13 protein-coding genes are annotated in these 17,444 nt (G+C 66.1%); 8 read left to right on the forward strand and 5 right to left on the reverse strand.

Annotated features, from left to right (window positions below; all coding sequences use genetic code 11):
• Positions 1-993 (reverse strand): serine/threonine-protein kinase (locus DD1DGNOD_RS03515; RefSeq protein ID WP_131769432.1); only part of this gene is annotated, 993 nt, incomplete at its 3' end.
• Between the two features lie 595 nt (positions 994-1,588).
• On the opposite strand from DD1DGNOD_RS03515, the gene DD1DGNOD_RS03520 reads away from it, so the two are divergent.
• The 4 genes from DD1DGNOD_RS03520 (at position 1,589) to DD1DGNOD_RS31045 (ending at position 7,422) form a co-directional block, all read left to right on the forward strand.
• A complete protein-coding gene (locus tag DD1DGNOD_RS03520) occupies positions 1,589-2,305 on the forward strand; it encodes an RNA polymerase sigma factor (protein ID WP_430827750.1) in 717 nt (238 codons plus the stop codon).
• 51 nt (positions 2,306-2,356) lie between these two features.
• Positions 2,357-3,262 carry a hypothetical protein gene (locus DD1DGNOD_RS03525; protein WP_131769433.1) on the forward strand — a complete coding sequence of 302 codons (906 nt, stop codon included), beginning with the start codon at positions 2,357-2,359 and terminating at the stop codon, positions 3,260-3,262.
• Between the two features lie 2,956 nt (positions 3,263-6,218).
• Positions 6,219-6,947, forward strand: coding sequence for a sulfite exporter TauE/SafE family protein (locus tag DD1DGNOD_RS03530; RefSeq protein WP_131769434.1), 729 nt, complete (start codon positions 6,219-6,221; stop codon positions 6,945-6,947).
• 253 nt (positions 6,948-7,200) lie between these two features.
• Positions 7,201-7,422 (forward strand): hypothetical protein, encoded by a 222-nt coding sequence (locus DD1DGNOD_RS31045; protein ID WP_430827751.1) that lies wholly within the window; start codon positions 7,201-7,203, stop codon positions 7,420-7,422.
• A 246-nt stretch (positions 7,423-7,668) separates the two neighbouring features.
• On the opposite strand, the gene DD1DGNOD_RS03540 is transcribed toward DD1DGNOD_RS31045, so the two are convergent.
• Both DD1DGNOD_RS03540 and DD1DGNOD_RS03545 read right to left on the reverse strand, forming a co-directional pair.
• Positions 7,669-8,040: a hypothetical protein gene (locus DD1DGNOD_RS03540; RefSeq protein ID WP_131765222.1), complete on the reverse strand. Its 372-nt coding sequence runs from the start codon at positions 8,038-8,040 to the stop codon at positions 7,669-7,671.
• A gap of 275 nt (positions 8,041-8,315) precedes the next feature.
• Positions 8,316-9,323: a polysaccharide lyase gene (locus DD1DGNOD_RS03545; RefSeq protein ID WP_131765223.1), complete on the reverse strand. Its 1,008-nt coding sequence runs from the start codon at positions 9,321-9,323 to the stop codon at positions 8,316-8,318.
• Between the two features lie 473 nt (positions 9,324-9,796).
• Between DD1DGNOD_RS03545 and DD1DGNOD_RS03550 the strand changes: the two genes are divergently transcribed.
• Positions 9,797-10,543, forward strand: coding sequence for a hypothetical protein (locus DD1DGNOD_RS03550; protein ID WP_131765242.1), 747 nt, complete (start codon positions 9,797-9,799; stop codon positions 10,541-10,543).
• Here the strand turns inward: DD1DGNOD_RS03550 and DD1DGNOD_RS03555 are convergent.
• Positions 10,540-11,874: a UDP-glucose dehydrogenase family protein gene (locus DD1DGNOD_RS03555; RefSeq protein ID WP_131769435.1), complete on the reverse strand. Its 1,335-nt coding sequence runs from the start codon at positions 11,872-11,874 to the stop codon at positions 10,540-10,542. The genes DD1DGNOD_RS03550 and DD1DGNOD_RS03555 overlap by 4 nt on opposite strands.
• 379 nt (positions 11,875-12,253) lie before the next feature.
• Here DD1DGNOD_RS03555 and DD1DGNOD_RS03560 point away from each other — a divergent pair, with 379 nt between their 5' ends.
• From DD1DGNOD_RS03560 to DD1DGNOD_RS03570, 3 genes are read left to right on the forward strand one after another with little or no spacing between them, the layout of a single operon-like run.
• On the forward strand, positions 12,254-13,492 hold the full coding sequence (locus DD1DGNOD_RS03560) for a glycosyltransferase family 2 protein (protein WP_131765224.1): 1,239 nt from the start codon (positions 12,254-12,256) through the stop codon (positions 13,490-13,492).
• A 13-nt stretch (positions 13,493-13,505) separates the two neighbouring features.
• Entirely contained in the window at positions 13,506-15,872 is a 2,367-nt protein-coding gene (locus DD1DGNOD_RS03565; RefSeq protein ID WP_241251198.1) for a right-handed parallel beta-helix repeat-containing protein, read from the forward strand.
• Positions 15,873-15,931: 59 nt separating this feature from the next.
• Positions 15,932-17,017: a right-handed parallel beta-helix repeat-containing protein gene (locus DD1DGNOD_RS03570; protein ID WP_241255441.1), complete on the forward strand. Its 1,086-nt coding sequence runs from the start codon at positions 15,932-15,934 to the stop codon at positions 17,015-17,017.
• Positions 17,018-17,101: 84 nt separating this feature from the next.
• Here the strand turns inward: DD1DGNOD_RS03570 and DD1DGNOD_RS03575 are convergent.
• A partial coding sequence (locus tag DD1DGNOD_RS03575; protein WP_206442925.1) for a DUF3817 domain-containing protein occupies positions 17,102-17,444 on the reverse strand: 343 nt, incomplete at its 5' end.

A 17,444-nucleotide genomic window follows, 5' to 3' on the forward strand; every position in this document is an offset into this window, starting at 1 on the left:
GGGTGGGGCTGGTGGGGTGATGCTGTACCGGGTGATCTCCGCTTCTACGGTGGGTGGTAGCCAGCCCTCGCCGATGCGTAGCCGCTCGTCGGTGGACGCCGCCCGGCACAGCTCGATCAACCCCGCGGGGGTAGGGCGGTCCGCCGGATCCTTTTCCACGCATCGTTTCAGCACGCCGCGGACCTGGTCCGGGCAGCGGTCCCAGTCGGGCTGTTCGTGCACGATGCGGTGGAAGACGGCGGCGTCCGCGCCGAACGGTAGCTCGCCGGTGATCGCATAATAGGCGGTGGAACCGAGGGAGAAGACATCCCCGGATGTCTCCAGGGACCTTCCCCGGACCTGCTCCGGAGCCATGAACGCGGGCGTGCCGACCCGCACACCGGTCTGCGTGATCCCCGCCAGGGAGGCCTCGACCGCCCGCGAGATACCGAAATCGATCACCCGGGGGCCGTCCGCGGCGAGGATGACGTTACCCGGCTTGAGATCGCGGTGGATCACGCCGGCGGCGTGGATGGACTGTAACGCCTCCGCGACCCCGGCGATCAGCAGCAGGACGGTCTCCACCGGGAGTGCGCCCTGCCGGGCGACGGTCGCGGCGAGGGAGGGGGCTGCGACGTAGGCGGTGGCCAGCCAAGGCTGCCGGGCGTTGGCGTTGCAGTCGATGACCGGTGCGGTGTACAGGCCCTGGACCCGCTGGGCGATGGAAACTTCCGAGGCGAAGCGGCGGCGGAACTCGGGATCGGCGGCGAACTCCGGCCGGACCACTTTGAGCGCGACCGGCCGGCCGCCGGGGGTGTAGGACAGGTACACCGCTCCCATGCCGCCCTCGCCGATCCGGGCTCGGAGCAGATATCCGCTGATCTCGCGGGGGTCCTGCGGGGTCAGGGGTGTGAGCACGGCGTCCCATGACGGTTCCGACCCGCCGGGCACGCCCGGCGGTGGCACGGACCGGTCCGGGCCGGTGCGGGCTGCTCCCGGTGGCGTGCTGTTCATCGTCCCCCTTCCAGAGTCGGTGCCCGTGCCGCTGTCGACATGCCAGCGGAAAACGGGACCGAGTCTGACGGTGTGCATCATTATGGGCACACACGCGGCCAGGGGCTGAAGCGCGGACCGTGCTGACCCGCAGGGATTCACCCGTGGGATCCGGATCCGTTCGTGGGTGGAGCAGTTCCGGCCGTCAGCCGGTTTGACACCGGTGACCGTTTTGGGTGCGGGGCCAGCCAGGACGTGGGGTCCTTGAGTCAGGTCCGACATCTCTGGAAGCGCGCGGAAGGGGCGCGCCTTACCTGCCGGACAGTGACGACGGGTGACGGGCGACGTTGCCCGCCCCCTCACGAAGTATTCTCCACCCTCTATCCCGATCACGCACGAGCTGGCGGTCACTCCAGCGTCCGTGACAACACGCAGTGATTGGTCTTCGGGTGGCCGTCCCGTGTGTGACGGGCGGGTCCCGATCGCGCACGAAGCGGTAGCGGCACGTCCGTATCGTCCCAGTAGCACGTTTTCAACAGATTGTAAGATCAGGACCCCTGCGTCGGCAGGTTGCCGGGCGTACCGCATCATCTGGCCGGTGGATCGCAGCGCGGAGATGAGCGGTGGGGATGCCACCACCGTCGGTGTCGGCATCCCGCGGCGACGATCGTTCGCCGACACGGCGGCGGCACCGCAGGACGGCTACGAGCCCCCGGCTCAGGAGCCGGAGCCACAGGTGGGCCCGGCGGACATCTCCCTTGACGTGGCCGAGGCGCAGCGCGGCGACGAGGACGCCTTCAAGGTGATCTACCGGGCGGTACAGCCGGGGTTGCTGCGCTACCTGCGGGTGCTTGTCGGTGACGACGCCGAGGACGTGGCGTCCGAGGCGTGGTTGCAGATCGCCCGGGACCTGCCGTCGTTTCGCGGGGATTCCAACGGGTTCCGCGGCTGGGCGGTGACGATCGCTCGCCACCGCGCTCTGGACCACATACGCCGTCAGCGACGCCGCCCCCAGCACGACGTGCCGGTCGAGCACATGACCGACCTGGCCTCTCCCGACGACACCGCCGGACGGGCGCTGGAAACGCTGTCGACCGACGCGGCGATACGGCTGATCGCCGGTCTGCCACGCGATCAGGCCGAAGCCGTGCTCCTGCGGGTGGTCATCGGGCTGGACGCACAGACCGCAGGGCGCGTGCTGGGCAAGCGTGCGGGAGCTGTCCGTACCGCGGCGTATCGCGGGTTGCGCCGTCTGGCCGAACAGCTCGGACCGGGCGGAAGCACGACGGTGGGTGAAGATGGCCGGGGTGACACCATGCGCCCAAGGCCGTGACTGCTAGTCGGGTGTGACACCAGTGAGAGCTTGGACGCTGAAGGACGTGAGATGAGCACCTACCGACCCCGTCGGATCGATCGGGACGACGCAGAGCGGATGCTTCGCGGCGGCCCGGTCGCCCCGCAGGCCGGTTCGGACCCCCTCGCCGACCTGCTCGCCGCCGTGGCCGCTCCGGCCCGTGCCGACGAGCTCGCCGGTGAGGAAGCGGCTGTGACCGCTTTCCGGGAGGCGCGTCTTGTCCCCGTCACCCAGCTCCGGAGAGAACCGATGATCAAAACTGCCCTTGCGAAGCTCCTCACGGTGAAGATCGCAGTTGCGGCGGTCGCTGCTACAACTGTTGGTGGCGTCGCCGTCGCCGCCACCACCACTGGTGTCCTGCCCTCGCCCGGTGAGCACGAAGCCTCCACCGGCATCACAACCTCCGCCTCGGCTCAGGCGACCGATCCGTCGGCTCACGTTCCAGCCGCGGGCGCCGTTGCCCCGGCGTCGCTGCCCGCGCTGTGCCACACCTACACGGCTGCTGCGGCGGAGCACCCGGACAAGCTGGGCAAGGCCCTCGACGACCCGGCCTTCCCCTGGTTGATCACCGCGGCGGGTGGCAGGGACAAGGTCGCAACCTATTGCGGCGAGATACTCAAGGCCCCCGCACCAGCCGCATCAGCCGCAGAAGTCGCGGGCCAGACGGTCGGTGGAGCCTCAGCCACCGCAACCGTGGGCGGGGGTATCAACGGCGTTGACAGTCAGGTCGGGGTCGCTGGCGGCTCCGTGGGCGCTTCCGTGGCGAAGGAAGGAACGAACCTGGGCGCTTCCGTACCGCAGGGAGGAGCTGAGTCGGGAGCCAGCGTGTCCCCGGGAGGAGCGGACTCGGGAGCCAGCGTGTCCCCAGGAGGAGCGGGCTCGGGAGCCGGTGTGCCCCGAGGAGGAACGGACCTCGGGGCTTCCGTGACACCTTGAGCGGCACCTGAGAGCGGTGACGGTTATATAGAAGGGCCAAAGACGGCGCGATCATGCTTCTTGCGCGTCCGGGGTTCCTGCCGGATCGGCGAAGCCGATCCGGCAGGTCCGGCAGGTCCGAGCCCCAAATCTCCGATCGCTGATAGCAGTCAAGTTATTACGGCGTGTTTCGAAAGTCGTCGTTCGATCAGGGAGCTGCGTCCGGGTGGGTTCTGGCCAGGCCCGTCCCTTGCCAGTCGAAGATCGACAAGGGACCCCGGGTCAAGCCGATACCGGATGAGTTGTACCGGTTTGCCAAAGAAGGCAGCCAGGGCCGCTTGGACGCGGCGAGCCGGGCGGATGGCTTCGCGGAACACGCCCCTGGTTCGTGCAGGTGGCGCCGGAGCACGGGCCCGTCACTCACCTAAATTCCTATAATTATCAATCTTATTATCGGAATCAGGGAAAGCGCGGAACGCGGGGGAGCGCGGCGGAAGATAAAGACCGGCGTGAGGCGGCTGTAGCTGGATGCCGCGTAGTCCCGTGCCGGCTTCGCTGTGCGCTGCAGCCGTCGACGGTGTGGCAGATCTCACTGGGAACGTTATGGGCGATCTTCGTAAGGCGCTCGACGAAGGTCACGAAGTTCGCGTGCCACTGGAGGTTCGCGTGCCGCTCAAGTGAGGAAAAACATATTCCCTGCACGGATGCCGCGGATACCGCTGTGGTCATGGATGCGGGCGAGCATCCGCCGACGCCGCCGATCATCGGATGTGCACCTGTTGGTACCCGCCTGCCGCAGAAGTGGAGTTTTATCGGTATATCGTCCGCGTCCACGGAGGTGATGCCGGCGCTCTCGGCTCGCTATCGGCGTGGACGCCCGGGTGCTCCTCCTGCTGGCCTGGGCGCTCCTGCTGCTGGCTGCGCACCCTCCCCGGCGGTGTGGAACCTATCCGAAATTCCGTCTGCCGGATCGGCTGACAACGCCTGGAGTTTCACACTCGTCCACCGGATGAATGTGAACTGAAAACCGCCGGCTCCTTCCCGGCCGGTGGTTGTTCTCCACGGTTTTTCCCCACAGTTGTGCGGTCCGCTGCCCGGCCGATTTTGGTACCGCTCCCGGGAGTTCCCCGTCGAGATATCGTCACGGGATCCGCCGCTGGATTCTTTCACCAGAGCCGGCCATGTCGGAGGTGGTCCCGGTTCGAATCCTGAAATTCGTCGTTGCCGGCGACGTCGTACGTCGTACGTCGTACGTCGTGAGCAGCTGTCAGCTATTCGCGACTGCCTCGATCGCACCGTTTCCAGCGTCCAGATCGAAGCGGTTGAGTACCTGCCTCCGCGACTGTACGGCGCTCGAGGATCAGGGCGTCCGATCAGCCGGTGGCAGCTGGTGAGCGGATGGATCACAAGGCGACAGGGCAGGGATGCGCCGGAGGCGTTGGGTGTCGACCGACAAGCTGAAGCCCCTGCGCAGCGCGACTGGGAGCTTGTGACGCCGCGAAGCTCTATGGTGCAAGTGAGTGAAGTCCTATGGCGTAAGTGAGTGATGCACGCGAGGTGATGCCACGAAGCGCATGTCCTGACTCCGCGACTCCGCGTACCTATGCCGGACGCTCTCACCTGCTGCCGCTACGGGTTCCGTGCACCCGAAGAAACGATCGTTATGGACGCCCCCGCCGGCAACGGGTCTGGAGATCGACATTGTTGGCCGACCGTCTTGATCATCAATTATCGATCCACTAACCCAGTGGGAGAGCTCTATCAGTTTGTCGGGCTGAGTGGTACGGTCAGCACTCTCGACACCCTCCCACACTATCGAGTAAGGATGCGCTCGCCGCTACCCCAAGATGTTACGATCCAGGTCACACCATCGCCGACGCGATTCCCCGGTCGCGCCGATAATGCGACTCGCGGTTATTTCAGGGGCCGCGGCCTTCGTGGTCGGCGGGATGGGTTTCATTTCCTTATCGGACACAACTGACACGTCACCAGTCGTAGCGGGGCCGGTCGTAGCGGGGTCCGCGCCGTCCAGTGCCGCCGTTCGCCCGGACGCCGGCAGAGATCCCGCCTACGCCACCGGGCAACTTTGGACGTCCTATCCGGGCCAGGCCTCCCCGTATCCGACAGACAGCCCGATGAACACCACTCTCGCGGTCAGCGCGCTGACACCGGGACAGCCACCGGCCGACAACGCTGACAGCGACATCTCCGGGCCAAGATTTGTAGCTCCCTCCCCTGCGCCTGCCACGGGTAGGTCCGCATCCGTCTCTCCCCCGCCCGCCGCGGGTAGATCCGCAGCACCTGCCTCCTCTGCACCTGCCGCGGCCGGGCCCGCGAATGGTGCCTCCACGGGACCCGGCCCGAAGCCCACTCCCACGCAGACCAGCTCACGGCAGAATTCCTGCCCCAGCCTGCTTGGACTGCTCCGACTCTGTGTCAACCTGTCCCTCGGCTGATCACCCTATATCCTGCTGCCCCTGATCCATGGGCGGCTGCCATGGATGTGACCATTGTCGCTTCCCTACGTGCTCGAATGCGGACGTTGTGCGGTGACAGCACCGCTTCGTTCGGCATCGGAACATAACTGCGGGTGTTCTGCTGGTGCGGGTGTTCTGCTGGACGGCGCCCCGCTCTGAGCATGCAGCACCGCTGCATGCTCAGGCAGAATGATCCTCTGTCGGCGGATCCACCGTCCACGGGCGAAGAAGCGCGGTTCGTCCGTTACTGCTCGTGTGGCTCGTACCTCCGGTGCACGCCGCCCGCCCACAAGCAGGTTGCCGTCACGGCCGAGGTGACGTGGACGTGGACGTGCGGACCGGATCACAGCTGCCCGCCAAAAAGATCATTTCTGCTTCGGAGCGCATACGGTGGAACGCGTGCTCCAGTGCGTCCATAAACGTTGGCTTTGTGCTGACGGATCGGGTGGACTGACCGTCCATCTACGGGTCGACCGCTGACAGCCTCCGGCTTCCTTGCGCTGACCGGGTGCGGTGTTCTGGCCGGGATCACCTCGACCGTGGGCGGGCTGGCCTCTGTCGTGTCCTACCCGGCACTGCTGTGGATCGGGTTGCCGGCGGTGCAGGCCAACGTCACCAACACGGTTGCTCTGGTCTTCGTGGCGGTGGGCGCGGCCATCGGGTCGCGGTCGGAACTGGCGGGGCAGTCCCGGCGTCTGGTGCGCCTGGGCGCCATGAACCTCGCAGGTGGCGGGGTGGGGGCGCTGCTCCTGCTGACAACCCCGGCCGGCGCCTTCGAGGCAGTGGTGCCCTGGCTGGTGGCCGGTGCCGGTGTGCTGTTGTTGTGCCGGCAAAAGGTGATGCGTCGGGCTGCAGGCCCGGTGGGCGAGCGGGGACCGGTGCTGCTCGTCGCGTTGTTCGCCTCCGCGGTCTACACCGGCTATTTCGGCGCCGGTGGTGGGATCGTCCTCCTTGCACTGCTCACCACGGCCATATCCGAACCGCTCCCACGGGTCAACGCGGTGAAAAACGTACTATCGGGGATGTCGAACGCGGTCGCCGCGGTCGGCTTCGCCGTCTTCGGCCCGGTGTGCTGGACCGCTGTACCGCCCATGGCCTGCGGCCTGCTCGTGGGTGGCGTACTCGGTCCGGCAATCGTACGGCGGCTGCGGGCGGACGTGCTGCGACTCCTGATCGGGGTCGCGGCTGTCGGACTTGCGGTGAAGTTCGCCGTGGACGCGTACGTGTGACGTTCCCGCCGACGCCGGACGGAACGTTCCGGATCGCTCCCCGGGTGCTCCTTCCATACTTCGCTCTACGTGAGCTTCCTGGCCTTTATGGGGCTGCCTGCCCTTGCGGAGGTGTTCGGCGGGACGCGTTGAGTCTCGTTGCCGCGCTTGTAGGAAAAGGTTGCGCGACGGTTGTCGTGTTATGGGACAGGATGACCGAGTGCCGATCCGACGCCAGACTCCGTCAAGCCGCACGCCACGACGTGCTCAGCCGATGTTGCCATTGCCGATCCGCAATGCCGGCCAGCCGATCAGGGGGCGTGATGTACCTGTGACGGCGACATGCGGTGGCTGCAGCGCCCAATGGAGTGATCCGGAGACCACGCACTGCCGGATCTGCCATGCCACCTGGCAGAACGTGAAAGGTTTCGACGCGCATCTGGCTGATTGTCAGCCGGGCCTGGCCGGTCGTTCCGGCCGGAGGTTGAAGCGTTGACCGTCGATCGGCCTCCGGCGCGGCTCGCCGGACAACCGTTCGGCGTTTCCCGGCGTCCGGTCGGTGCGTTTATCTGTAATTTCATCCAAAAATGACCGATTAGCCAAGATTTGGACAGGATTTGCCGGCAGTCATGTGTCGGGGGCGGGTAACGCCGGGTTGGTGGAACCAGGCGTTCGCCGGTGTACGGCCGTGCCCATCCGGTCACACCCGTCGGGTTACACCTGTCCGGTCATGCCCGTTGAGTCATACCTGGATGGCCGAGCCGCATCGGGACGCCACATAGGCCCACCGACTGCTGGTCAGCGCCACCACGGTCCAGCGGTCCGACCAGACCGTGCGCTGCCGGGTGTCCAGGCAGCTGTAGTGCGCGCCGACGACTTCGTCCGGGCTTGTTCGGCCGCAGAGGTATGTCTGGAACCAGCACCATGGCCCGCCCGCGCAGCTGTCCAGGCGTAGCAGCACCCGGTATCGGGTCGACGGGCCGGAGCGCAGATTGAGGTGGCAGTCGTTGGCGGCCGTCGGCACGATGTACCAGTGGGTCGTGTTTGCCGGGGTTGCCGCCGGCGTCTGCGCGATCGCGGAGGCGTCCGAAGAGGCCACCGTAACGAGTGTCACCAGTGCCACCAGCAGGACAGTGTTCCGGACGATGCGTGTGTTCCGGACGATGCGTGCGACCGACACGGCGCGCAACAGGCCGGCTGGAGGGCCAAAGGCGGCGCGATCGTGGACCTCCCGCGCCGCTGGAGGCCCAAGTCGCTGGACCACTGAGAACAATGAGACCTCCTGGACCCCGGGCTCCTAACGTGCCCATGCGGGAGATTTCTACCGCGTCCGTCGCCCTGTGTAGTTGTTCGGCATACCGTGCGTTTCGGAAGACCTGGAAGCAGGGATTAGCCCGGGAGGTCGGGAAGGGGGCCGACCCGCTGGGGGCCGATGGCAAAGCCGGCGAGATCGATACTGGTGTCCGTCTCGGGAGCAAACGAGCGGTCGCCACCGCCGTACACGACCGAGAACATGATGCCGCCGATGCGAAGACGGTCGGAAATACGTGGGTTGTACCTGTGTTCTTTGTGTACTTCCTGGTTGTTGATCCAGACGGTGAGGAGCTCCTGGGAGAACTTATCGGAGCTCATGCGGACGCCATGCTCGACGCAAATCCATTTACCGAGCTCCCACGTCCACTTCTTCTTGCCGACCATGGTGATGGGGTTGTCCGGACGGGCGGTGTTCGAATAGATTAGTCCTTCACTCCCTTTACGCCAGGCGAACCGGCTGGCGTAACCATCCTGGTAGTCGTTGGTGCGTTCCTTGGACGCCGGCTTGTACAGGACCCCGAAGAACCCGGGAAGCTTTCCCCCTTTGTTGAAGTCGAACTTCTCCGGGAAGCGCAAATAATAACGCAGGTATAGTTCTTCTGTCGGCTCGTCCTCCCTGGCCAGGAAGAGTTGGGTGCCGCCGTACGTGTCGCCGTCGTGATAAACGGAATTCTCCGTGTTGATTGTGTCCGTTGATAACGAAACTCTCACCATCCTGGGAAAATGTGGATTGTCGGATGGCAGTATCTGTGCCCTGTCCAACCCGAACGCCGCACGCTGTTCCGGAACGAAACCCTTTCCGAAGAAATCTGCGGCCGCGGTGGCCAGGGTCTGCGGCGGCTCGTTCGTGGCGAGGGGCGTGGCGGCATCCGCATCCGGAGGAAGCGTCTCGCTGGCCGGATCGAAGGTGTGCGCGGGCCTGGAACAGCCTGTTGCCGCCACGCCCAGCAGGCCGAGAGCCGACCCCAGCACGGCCCGCCGGGTCCGGGCCGGCCGTGCCGGAAGAATGATCCCGCTGTCGGCGGGCCGGGAGGCTTGCGAACCAGGGACTCCGGGCAGGTACAATCCGTTTCTGTCGTTCATCTGCCGACTCCCGGTCGTCCGCCGCTGGGCTGGGGATGGTCTTAAAGAATTCTCCGGTTCACGATACACTGCCCACTCGGAGGCATATCGGCGGGTCGTGGTGCCCGTCGGTGTTGTGAGCCCTTTGGGAACCGATCCCATTGCGTGCCGAACGCCGATCTTTATCCGGACTTGATGATCATATTCGTGTCGTCGTTCGCATTTTCCGGCGGAAAACCTGTCGCCGTCCCCGCCGGTAATTGTCCGTATCGTTTCGCTTGCCAGGTGAAGGTTCCGGCGCGAACGGTGGCCGGCTCGAACAGTGGCGACACGGGGACGGCGTGCTGCTACTTTCCGCATTGAATGCAGCGCGGACGGGGGTCCGAGGAGTCCTGCCCGCTGCCGGTCGGTCGATGACAGTCGATGTCGGCCATGGACGGGAACAGGCGGGAACGGGCGGACGCCCGGAAATCGTTGATCGCGGGGGAGCGGGCATGACGGTTTGCGGGCTGGTACGCCTGGATGGTGCTCCGGTGCGGCGTTCGATCCTCACGGCGATGCTTGCCTCGTCGTCGGTGGGCCTGCCCCCGGCGCGGGGCGTGCACATCGACGGGCCCTTCGGGGTGATGACGGCCACGGCATTCTCAGGTGACCCGACACCACCGATCGCGGTGGACGCCGAGAAACTGGTCGTCGTCCTCGACGGTTGTCTCGGGCTCCCGCGGTGGAGTAGCGACAGCCCTGTGCCGTTTCGTGGCGCTGCTCCGGCCGGAGGGTCCGCGGAAACAGCAGCCAGCGCGCGGGGCGACCAGCCCGCTGCTCTTGCCGGCGCGGGGTCCACCCATGCCTGCATGCTCGCGGTCGCCTACCGTATGCACAGGGAGCGTTGTCTCGGGCCGCTGGGCGGGGACTGGATCGCGTTGATCTGGGAGTCGGACCGCCGGCGGCTTGTGTGCGCCCGTACCGGTAACCCGGCGCAGGAGTTGCTGACCTGGTCGGACGGGCGCACTTTCGCGTTCGGTACGGAACCGGCGCAGCTTCGTGCCGCGGGGATGCCGGCGATGATGGGGCATCCCCGTCCTGGCCTCAGGCTGGGTCGGATCCGCTGTCTCGGCCCTGACGAGCGACTCGCGGTCTGTCTGCCCACGGCGCCGGCCGGCTACTCTGCCATGCCGGCCGGCGCACCATATCCATCCGGCTGTGGCGCTCCGGCCGATGCCGGTGATCCTTCGGTCTTTTAGGGACGGCCGAGTGCGTGGTAGTCCCATCCCGCGGCGCGCCACTGGGCGGGGTTGAGGGTGTTGCGCCCGTCGATGACGGTGCGGGCCGCGACAACCGCGGTCAGGGCGTTCGGGTCGAGTTCGCGGAATTCGGTCCATTCTGTGAGATGGAGCACAATGTGCGCCCCGGTCGCGGCGTCGACGGCGTTGTCGGCGTAGGTGAGGTCGGGGTAGGTCCGCCGGGCGTTCGGGATGGCGGCCGGGTCGTAGACGGCGACCGTGGCGCCGGCCCTGCGCAGCGCGTCGGCCACCGCGAGGGCGGGCGAGTCCCGGATGTCGTCGGAGTTGGGTTTGAACGCCGCGCCGAGCACCGCGACCTTCTTGCCGGTGACGTCGCCTCCCAGCAGCTCGGTGGCAAGGGTGACGGTACGGGTGCGGCGCCGGAGGTTGATGGCGTCCACCTCGGCCAGGAACGCCACGGCCTGACCGGCGCCGAGCTCGGTTGCGCGTGCCTGGAAGGCGCGGATGTCCTTGGGCAGGCAGCCGCCACCGAAGCCGAGGCCGGCATGCAGGAAGCGGCCCCCGATCCGGGTGTCGTACGAGATGGCCTTGGACAGGTGGGTGACGTCGGCTCCGGTGGCCTCGCAGACCTCGGCCATGGCGTTGATAAAAGAGATCTTGGTGGCGAGGAAGGCGTTCGCGGCCACCTTGACCAGTTCCGCGGTGGGATAGTCGACGACGACGACGGGAGTTCCGGCGTCGATCACCGACGCGTAGACGCGGTGCAGCGTCGCCTCGGCCGTGCCGTCGGGCGCGACGCCGAACACGAGCCGGTCGGGGCGCAGGGTGTCGTCGACGGCGAAGCCTTCCCGCAGGAACTCCGGGTTCCAGGCGAGCTCGACCCCGGGAGCCTGCTCGGACAGCCATGCGGCGAGGCGGGCGGCGGTTCCGGCGGGAACCGTGGACTTGCCCACGACCAGTGAGCCCGGCCGGAGGCCACCGGCGATCAGCCCGCTGACCGCGGCGTCGACGTACCGCATGTCCGCGGAGTTCGAGCCGGGGTGCTGGGGTGTCCCGACACAGATGAAGTGCACGTCCGCTCCGGCGGCGTCTGCCAGCGATGTTGTGAAGGACAGGCGGCCGGACTCCAGGTTCTTGCGGAGAAGTTCCTCCAGTCCCGGCTCGAAGAAGGGCACCTCGCCGGCGGTCAGGTGCTCGATCTTGCTTGGGTCGACGTCGACACCGATGACCTCGAAGCCCAACTCGGCCATGCAGACCGCGTGGGTCGCGCCCAGGTAGCCGGTTCCGATTACTGAAATTCTCAACGGATCAACAATGGTTGTTGGTCCCATGGTTTTGTAAACCCCCAGCTGACGATAATCTGACTATGGGCGTTGCGCATTCGACATGATCCGTTAACGTTTGCTGGCTCGGGGTCATGCGATGCGAAGAAGAGGCATTATGCACGCACCTCGTGATCGCAAAGTAAATCCATCGGAGTCGCCGTATTTCCTGTGACAGGGCAAGTGCGTTGCGTAGCGACGGATACCCCGGGGTACGTGCGATTCGCGTCACACTGCTAGCCTCCGGGTGCACCGCCATCGGGGGTGGGGTTCTTGTGCCTTCGCGTCCGACGACCAAGTTTTTTGGCCGATATGAGAGGGTGGGCCGGCAGGGCTCTACTTTTCAGGTGGGTCTTTACGGTAACCCCCGGAGGGAAAACGCTAGGCAATGGACGCGCTCAGTACCGTGATCGACCGCGTCGGATCGTACTGGGGACTTGTTCCCCTGGGGATCGCGGGAGTGATCTCATGGTCGGTGTGGTTGTTCCGACGGGTATTGTCATCTCGTTACAAGCCGATCAACAACAAGTTCCGGACGTCCACGTCCGTCGTCGTCCCCTCCTTCCGCGAGGACCCGGACGTCATTGAGCGCTGCCTGCAGACATGGCTCGCTCAGGACCCTGACGAAATCATCATCGTTCCGGATGTCGAGGACACCGAACTCATCTCACGGTTGAGAAGACACGCGCGGGAGCATCCGAACATCCGTGTGTTCCCTTTCGTGCACGAAGGTAAGCGGTCGGCACTCGGTGTCGGCATCTCGGCCGCCACCAAGGAGATCGTGGTCCTTTGTGACTCCGACACGGCCTGGGAGCCGGGCCTGCTCGCTGCCGTCCAGATGCCGTTCGTCGATCCCAAGGTCGGTGGGGTCGGTACCCGCCAGAGCGTCTACAACGCGCGGACCAGCGTCTGGCGCCGCGTAGCCAACTGGCTGGTCGACATCCGTTATCTTGACTATGTGCCGGCGCAGGGCCGGGCGGGGGCCGTCGCCTGCCTGTCGGGCCGGACCGCGGCCTATCGCCGCTCCGTGATTCTGCCAGTGCTCCACAACCTGGAGAACGAGTTCTTCCTCGGCAGGCGGTGTATCGCCGGGGACGACGGGCGGCTGACCTGGCTCACCCTCGCATCCGGTTACAAGACCGTGCACCAGGACACGGCACGGGCCATGTCGATGTTCCCCGACTCGTTGCGGGCATTCATCAAGCAGCGGGTCCGGTGGAGTCGCAACTCCTATCGCTGTTACCTGACCGCGATCTACAAGGGCTGGCTGTGGCGCCAGCCGCTGATCTGCCAGATCAGTGTTCTCCAGATCCTGCTCACCCCGGTCACCATGGGGGTGGCCATGACCTACCTCGGGTTCTGGATGGTCCGGCCGCAGGCGAACGCCCCCCTCATAGCGATTGCCTGGCTGCTGGGGGGACGCGCTGTGCGCGGACTGTCGCATCTGCGGGAACACCCCCGCGACATCTTCATCCTCCCACTGGTGGTCGTGACGATCATCGTCGTTGCTCTGCCCATCAAGACCTGGGCATTCATATCGATGAACAAGCAGGGCTGGCTGACCCGGCGTGCCGACCTGATCGGCGGCGAGGGGCAGTCGGACGCGTCCGTTCGGGTGAGCCAATAATGATCGGAGTTTCATGATCATCCCGACGCTCGGGTTCTCCGTTCGCCGTCGGCCGTCGTCCGGTAGCGGCACCGGCCGCCGGCCGCGATTGCGGGCTCGTGTCCTGGCCGGCGGTGTGTTCGCGGGCATGCTTGTCGGGGTTGTCCCCGGCCTGGTGGGCGTTGTGGGCGCCGCGCTGGCCGCGCCGCCACAACCACTGTCTCCGGTCACCTCGGCGGACGCCAAGAAGCAGGCCCTCCTTGTCGACGCCGAGGACATCCGCCTCCGTTCGACGTTCGAGAAGTTCGGCGTGCTGCGGGCGCCCGCCATGGTGCAGACCCAGGGCAGCCTTCCCACCCTGCTGCTGCCCGCCCGACCGGCTCCCTACACGGCCGAGGAGGTCGCCGCCGCCGGCGGCATGCGCCGTGAGGTCGACGGCGCCACCCTGGTACTGGCCAACATCGTGGTGGGCCCGGACGCCCGCCTCGTCCTCGACCAGCGGGTCGGGACGCTGCGGCTTGCCAGCAGCCCCGCGGGATTCGTCGGGCTCACCAGCTGGCGTGGCGCCATCGAGATCAACGGTAACGCGCAGCAGCCGTTGAACATCCTCGGCTGGGACATCAAGGAGCTCAAGCCCGACGTCAACCCGGTCGACGGGCGTGCCTACATCCGCACGATGGGTGGCGAGCTGGTCGTGCGCAATGCCCGGGCATCCAATCTGGGCTTCTGGAGCGGGCGTACCAGTGGCGTTGCCTGGACGGGTAGCAAGGGCGAACCCAGCACCGGCGGCGCGGCGAACTCCACGTTCATCAACAACGTCTGGGGCGCCTACATCTCCGGTAGCGAGGGTATCCAGATAATCAATGTGAAGCTGGAGAACAACGATCGTGCCGGCCTTGCGATCCAGCGTGACGCGGTCAGCACCCTCATCTCCGGCAGCACCTCCACCGGCAACCACGGCGACGGCATCACCATCGACCGTGCCTCCGGCTCCCGGGTCATGCGTAGCACGATCAGTGACAACAGCGGTGACGGGATCACCCTGGACGGCCGCGGTATCGGCATCGTCGCCACCGCCACCGGCGTCCAGATCAACCAGATCAAGGGAACCGTCATCGAGGCGAACACGCTGACCGGCAACGGGCGGTACGGGATCCGGGTCCTCGGCGGCGAGGACACGGTCGTGCGCGGCAACAAGGTGTCCAAAAGCCAGGTCGGCGTCGTGGTCAAAAGCGGCGCGAACGGCACCCAGATCCTCGACAACACCGTCGGGGGCGTGGTCGACTCCGCCGTACAGATCGGCCCTGACGCCAAGCGAACGGCCATCACCACCAACACGCTCGCCGACGGGCGGATGGGGATAATCGCCCAGGACGCCGCGACGAACATCATCAGTCGTAACAAGATATCCGGTTCGACCGAGTTCGCGGTTACCGTGCGGGGTCAGGCTGACGGCACGACCGTGGGCAGCAACATGCTGGCCGGCCGCGGCTGGCGCGCTGTCGACATCCGCAAGGCCACCGGGATCACCACCGCGGCCGTCGGCAACAATGACACCTCGAAGTGGATTCCTCGTCTCGAACGGCCGTGGTACTCAATCTTCGAACGGCATCCGGCCCTGTTCGTCTGGTCGTTCATAGTTTTGCTGCCGATCCTCGGGTGGCGGACCAGACAACGCTGGCGCAAGCGTGCCGCCGAACACCCGTATCCCGAGTCCGAGCTGCTGGTACAGCGCATGACCAAGGTGGCCGCCAGCCCGGCGGGCCCGAAGGCGGCTGCCGGCCCGATGGACCTGGTCGAGGCGACCGAAGTGATCGCCATGCCCCCCCGATCCGGGGACCTCGGACGGACGCCGCTGGTGCCCGGGCAGGCCATGCATCGAACGACCACCTACCGGGGAGCTGCCGCGCAGGAACATCGACCGGCCGCCCAGCCACGGTACGGCGACCAGCCATGGCCTGCCGCCGCGTCCGCGGCGTCGCCTGCGCCCTCCGGGCGGCAGGCGCCGCAGGACGGCCCTGACGGGCTGTTCAACGGGCGTGATCGCAACGGTGCCCGCATCAGCCAGGACGACAACCCGACCATGGACGGCCTGCGGTACCTGCGTGACCGCGCTGGGCGGTATCCCGATGACCCGTTCGGGCAGTTTGCCGACGGTAACGACGGTGATTTCCGCAGGGACGGACTTCCCGACGCCTCTTCGTTCCAGGAAGACTCCCGCTCCTGGAACGGGCACTCACCTGAAGATCACTCGTACCGGAACGAACCCGACGATGACACCACGACCACAGGTGGCGACGAAGGCGTCTCGGTGGTGAAGCTCGACGCCGTTGGACCGCGGGCGATGATTTCCTATAACGGCAGAGGTCGTGACCGTTATAGCAGGAAGGACCCGTCGTGACGGCTAGCGGTCCGGCAGGCCCGGGTCCCCGGGCTGTTCGCAGACGCCGGGGACTGTTCGTGACGGCGACGGCGGTTGTCGCGTGTGCGATGACGGTCGCCGCCTGCCAGGGCGGCGAAACGACGGCGGTGAGTTCGAAGGCGCCGACCGCACTGGGCTCGGCCTTGGCTCGCTCTTCTTCCCCGACGCCGTCCGCTGCCGCGGCCGGGTCGGCCCCCCATGGCGGCGCACCCCAGGTCCAGAACCAGAACGTGACCTGCCCGGCGGGCGCTCCCACGGTCAGCAACGCCAGTGATCTCAAAATGGCGCTGGCGTCGGCCAATCCCGGCACGGTCATCCGGATGGCTGACGGCATCTACACCGGTGGCTTCACCATCGCCAAGTCGGGCACGGCGGCACAGCCGATCTGGCTGTGCGGTTCGCGCAACGCCGTGCTGGACGGTCAGGATGACACGGACTACATCCTGCACATCGACCATGCCTCCTACGTCCGCCTGTCGGGCTTCAGCGTCCGAAACGGCAAGAAGGGCGTGATGGCGGACGGCACCCAGCACAGCATCATTTCCGGACTGAGCGTCAGCGCAACCGGGGACGAGGCCATCCACCTGCGTTCCTTCAGCTCGGACAATCTGGTGACCGGGAACGTCGTCCGTGACACCGGAAACCGCTCGGAGAAGTTCGGCGAAGGTATTTACATCGGTAGCGCCAGCAGTAACTGGTGCAAGTACTCGAACTGCAAACCGGACAACAGCGACCGGAACTTGGTCGTCGGAAACGACATCGCCGGGACGACGGCGGAGAACATCGACGTCAAGGGAGGCACGGCCGACGGCATCATCTCCGGAAACGTATTGTCCAGTGACAGGCTGGTCGAGGCCGACTCGTGGATCGATCTCAAGGGCAACAAGTGGACCGTCGTGGACAACACCGGTCAGGGCGGCGGAAACATCAAGGATGGTATCCAGACCCATGTCGAGGCCGACGGCTGGGGACGATGGAATGTCATCCGGAACAACTCGCTTGCCGTGAACGGCGCGGGGTTCGGAGTTTATATCCACGACGGAGAAAAAACCCAGAACGTGGTTGGCTGCGACAACAGGATCCAGGGGGCCGACCGCGGCTTCTCCAACGTCAAGTGTGTCTAGACGCAGGATCTCCAGATATGAAATCTTCATTTTTCGATAGGGCTTTTGTTGTTATTTTGTTGGTTTTTCCATCGTGGTTGACCTTCACTCGGTCCGCGGAATCCCCTGCCGCTCGACCACCTTATGAGTGACCTTCCGCTCCGCCACGAACGACAGGAAGGGGATCGTGCCGGCCAGCATGACCAGCACGGTCGGCCCAGCTCCCAGCCGGCATCGAGACGACAGGTCCACGGTCAGCACAAGGTAGACCATGAACAGGAACCCGTGGAGGGGGCTGACGGTCTCGGCGACCACCGGGGCGTCCGCCAGGTACTTCAGCGGCATGCCTATCAGCACGAGCGTGATCAGGCCCACCCCGACGACATAGGCGATCACCCGGAAGCGCAGCAGCGCGCTGTGGATCGCGCGCTCGCTGCCGCGGCCGGGT

Source organism: Candidatus Protofrankia californiensis, from assembly GCF_900634765.1.
Taxonomy (GTDB): Bacteria; Actinomycetota; Actinomycetes; order Frankiales; family Frankiaceae; genus Protofrankia; species Protofrankia californiensis.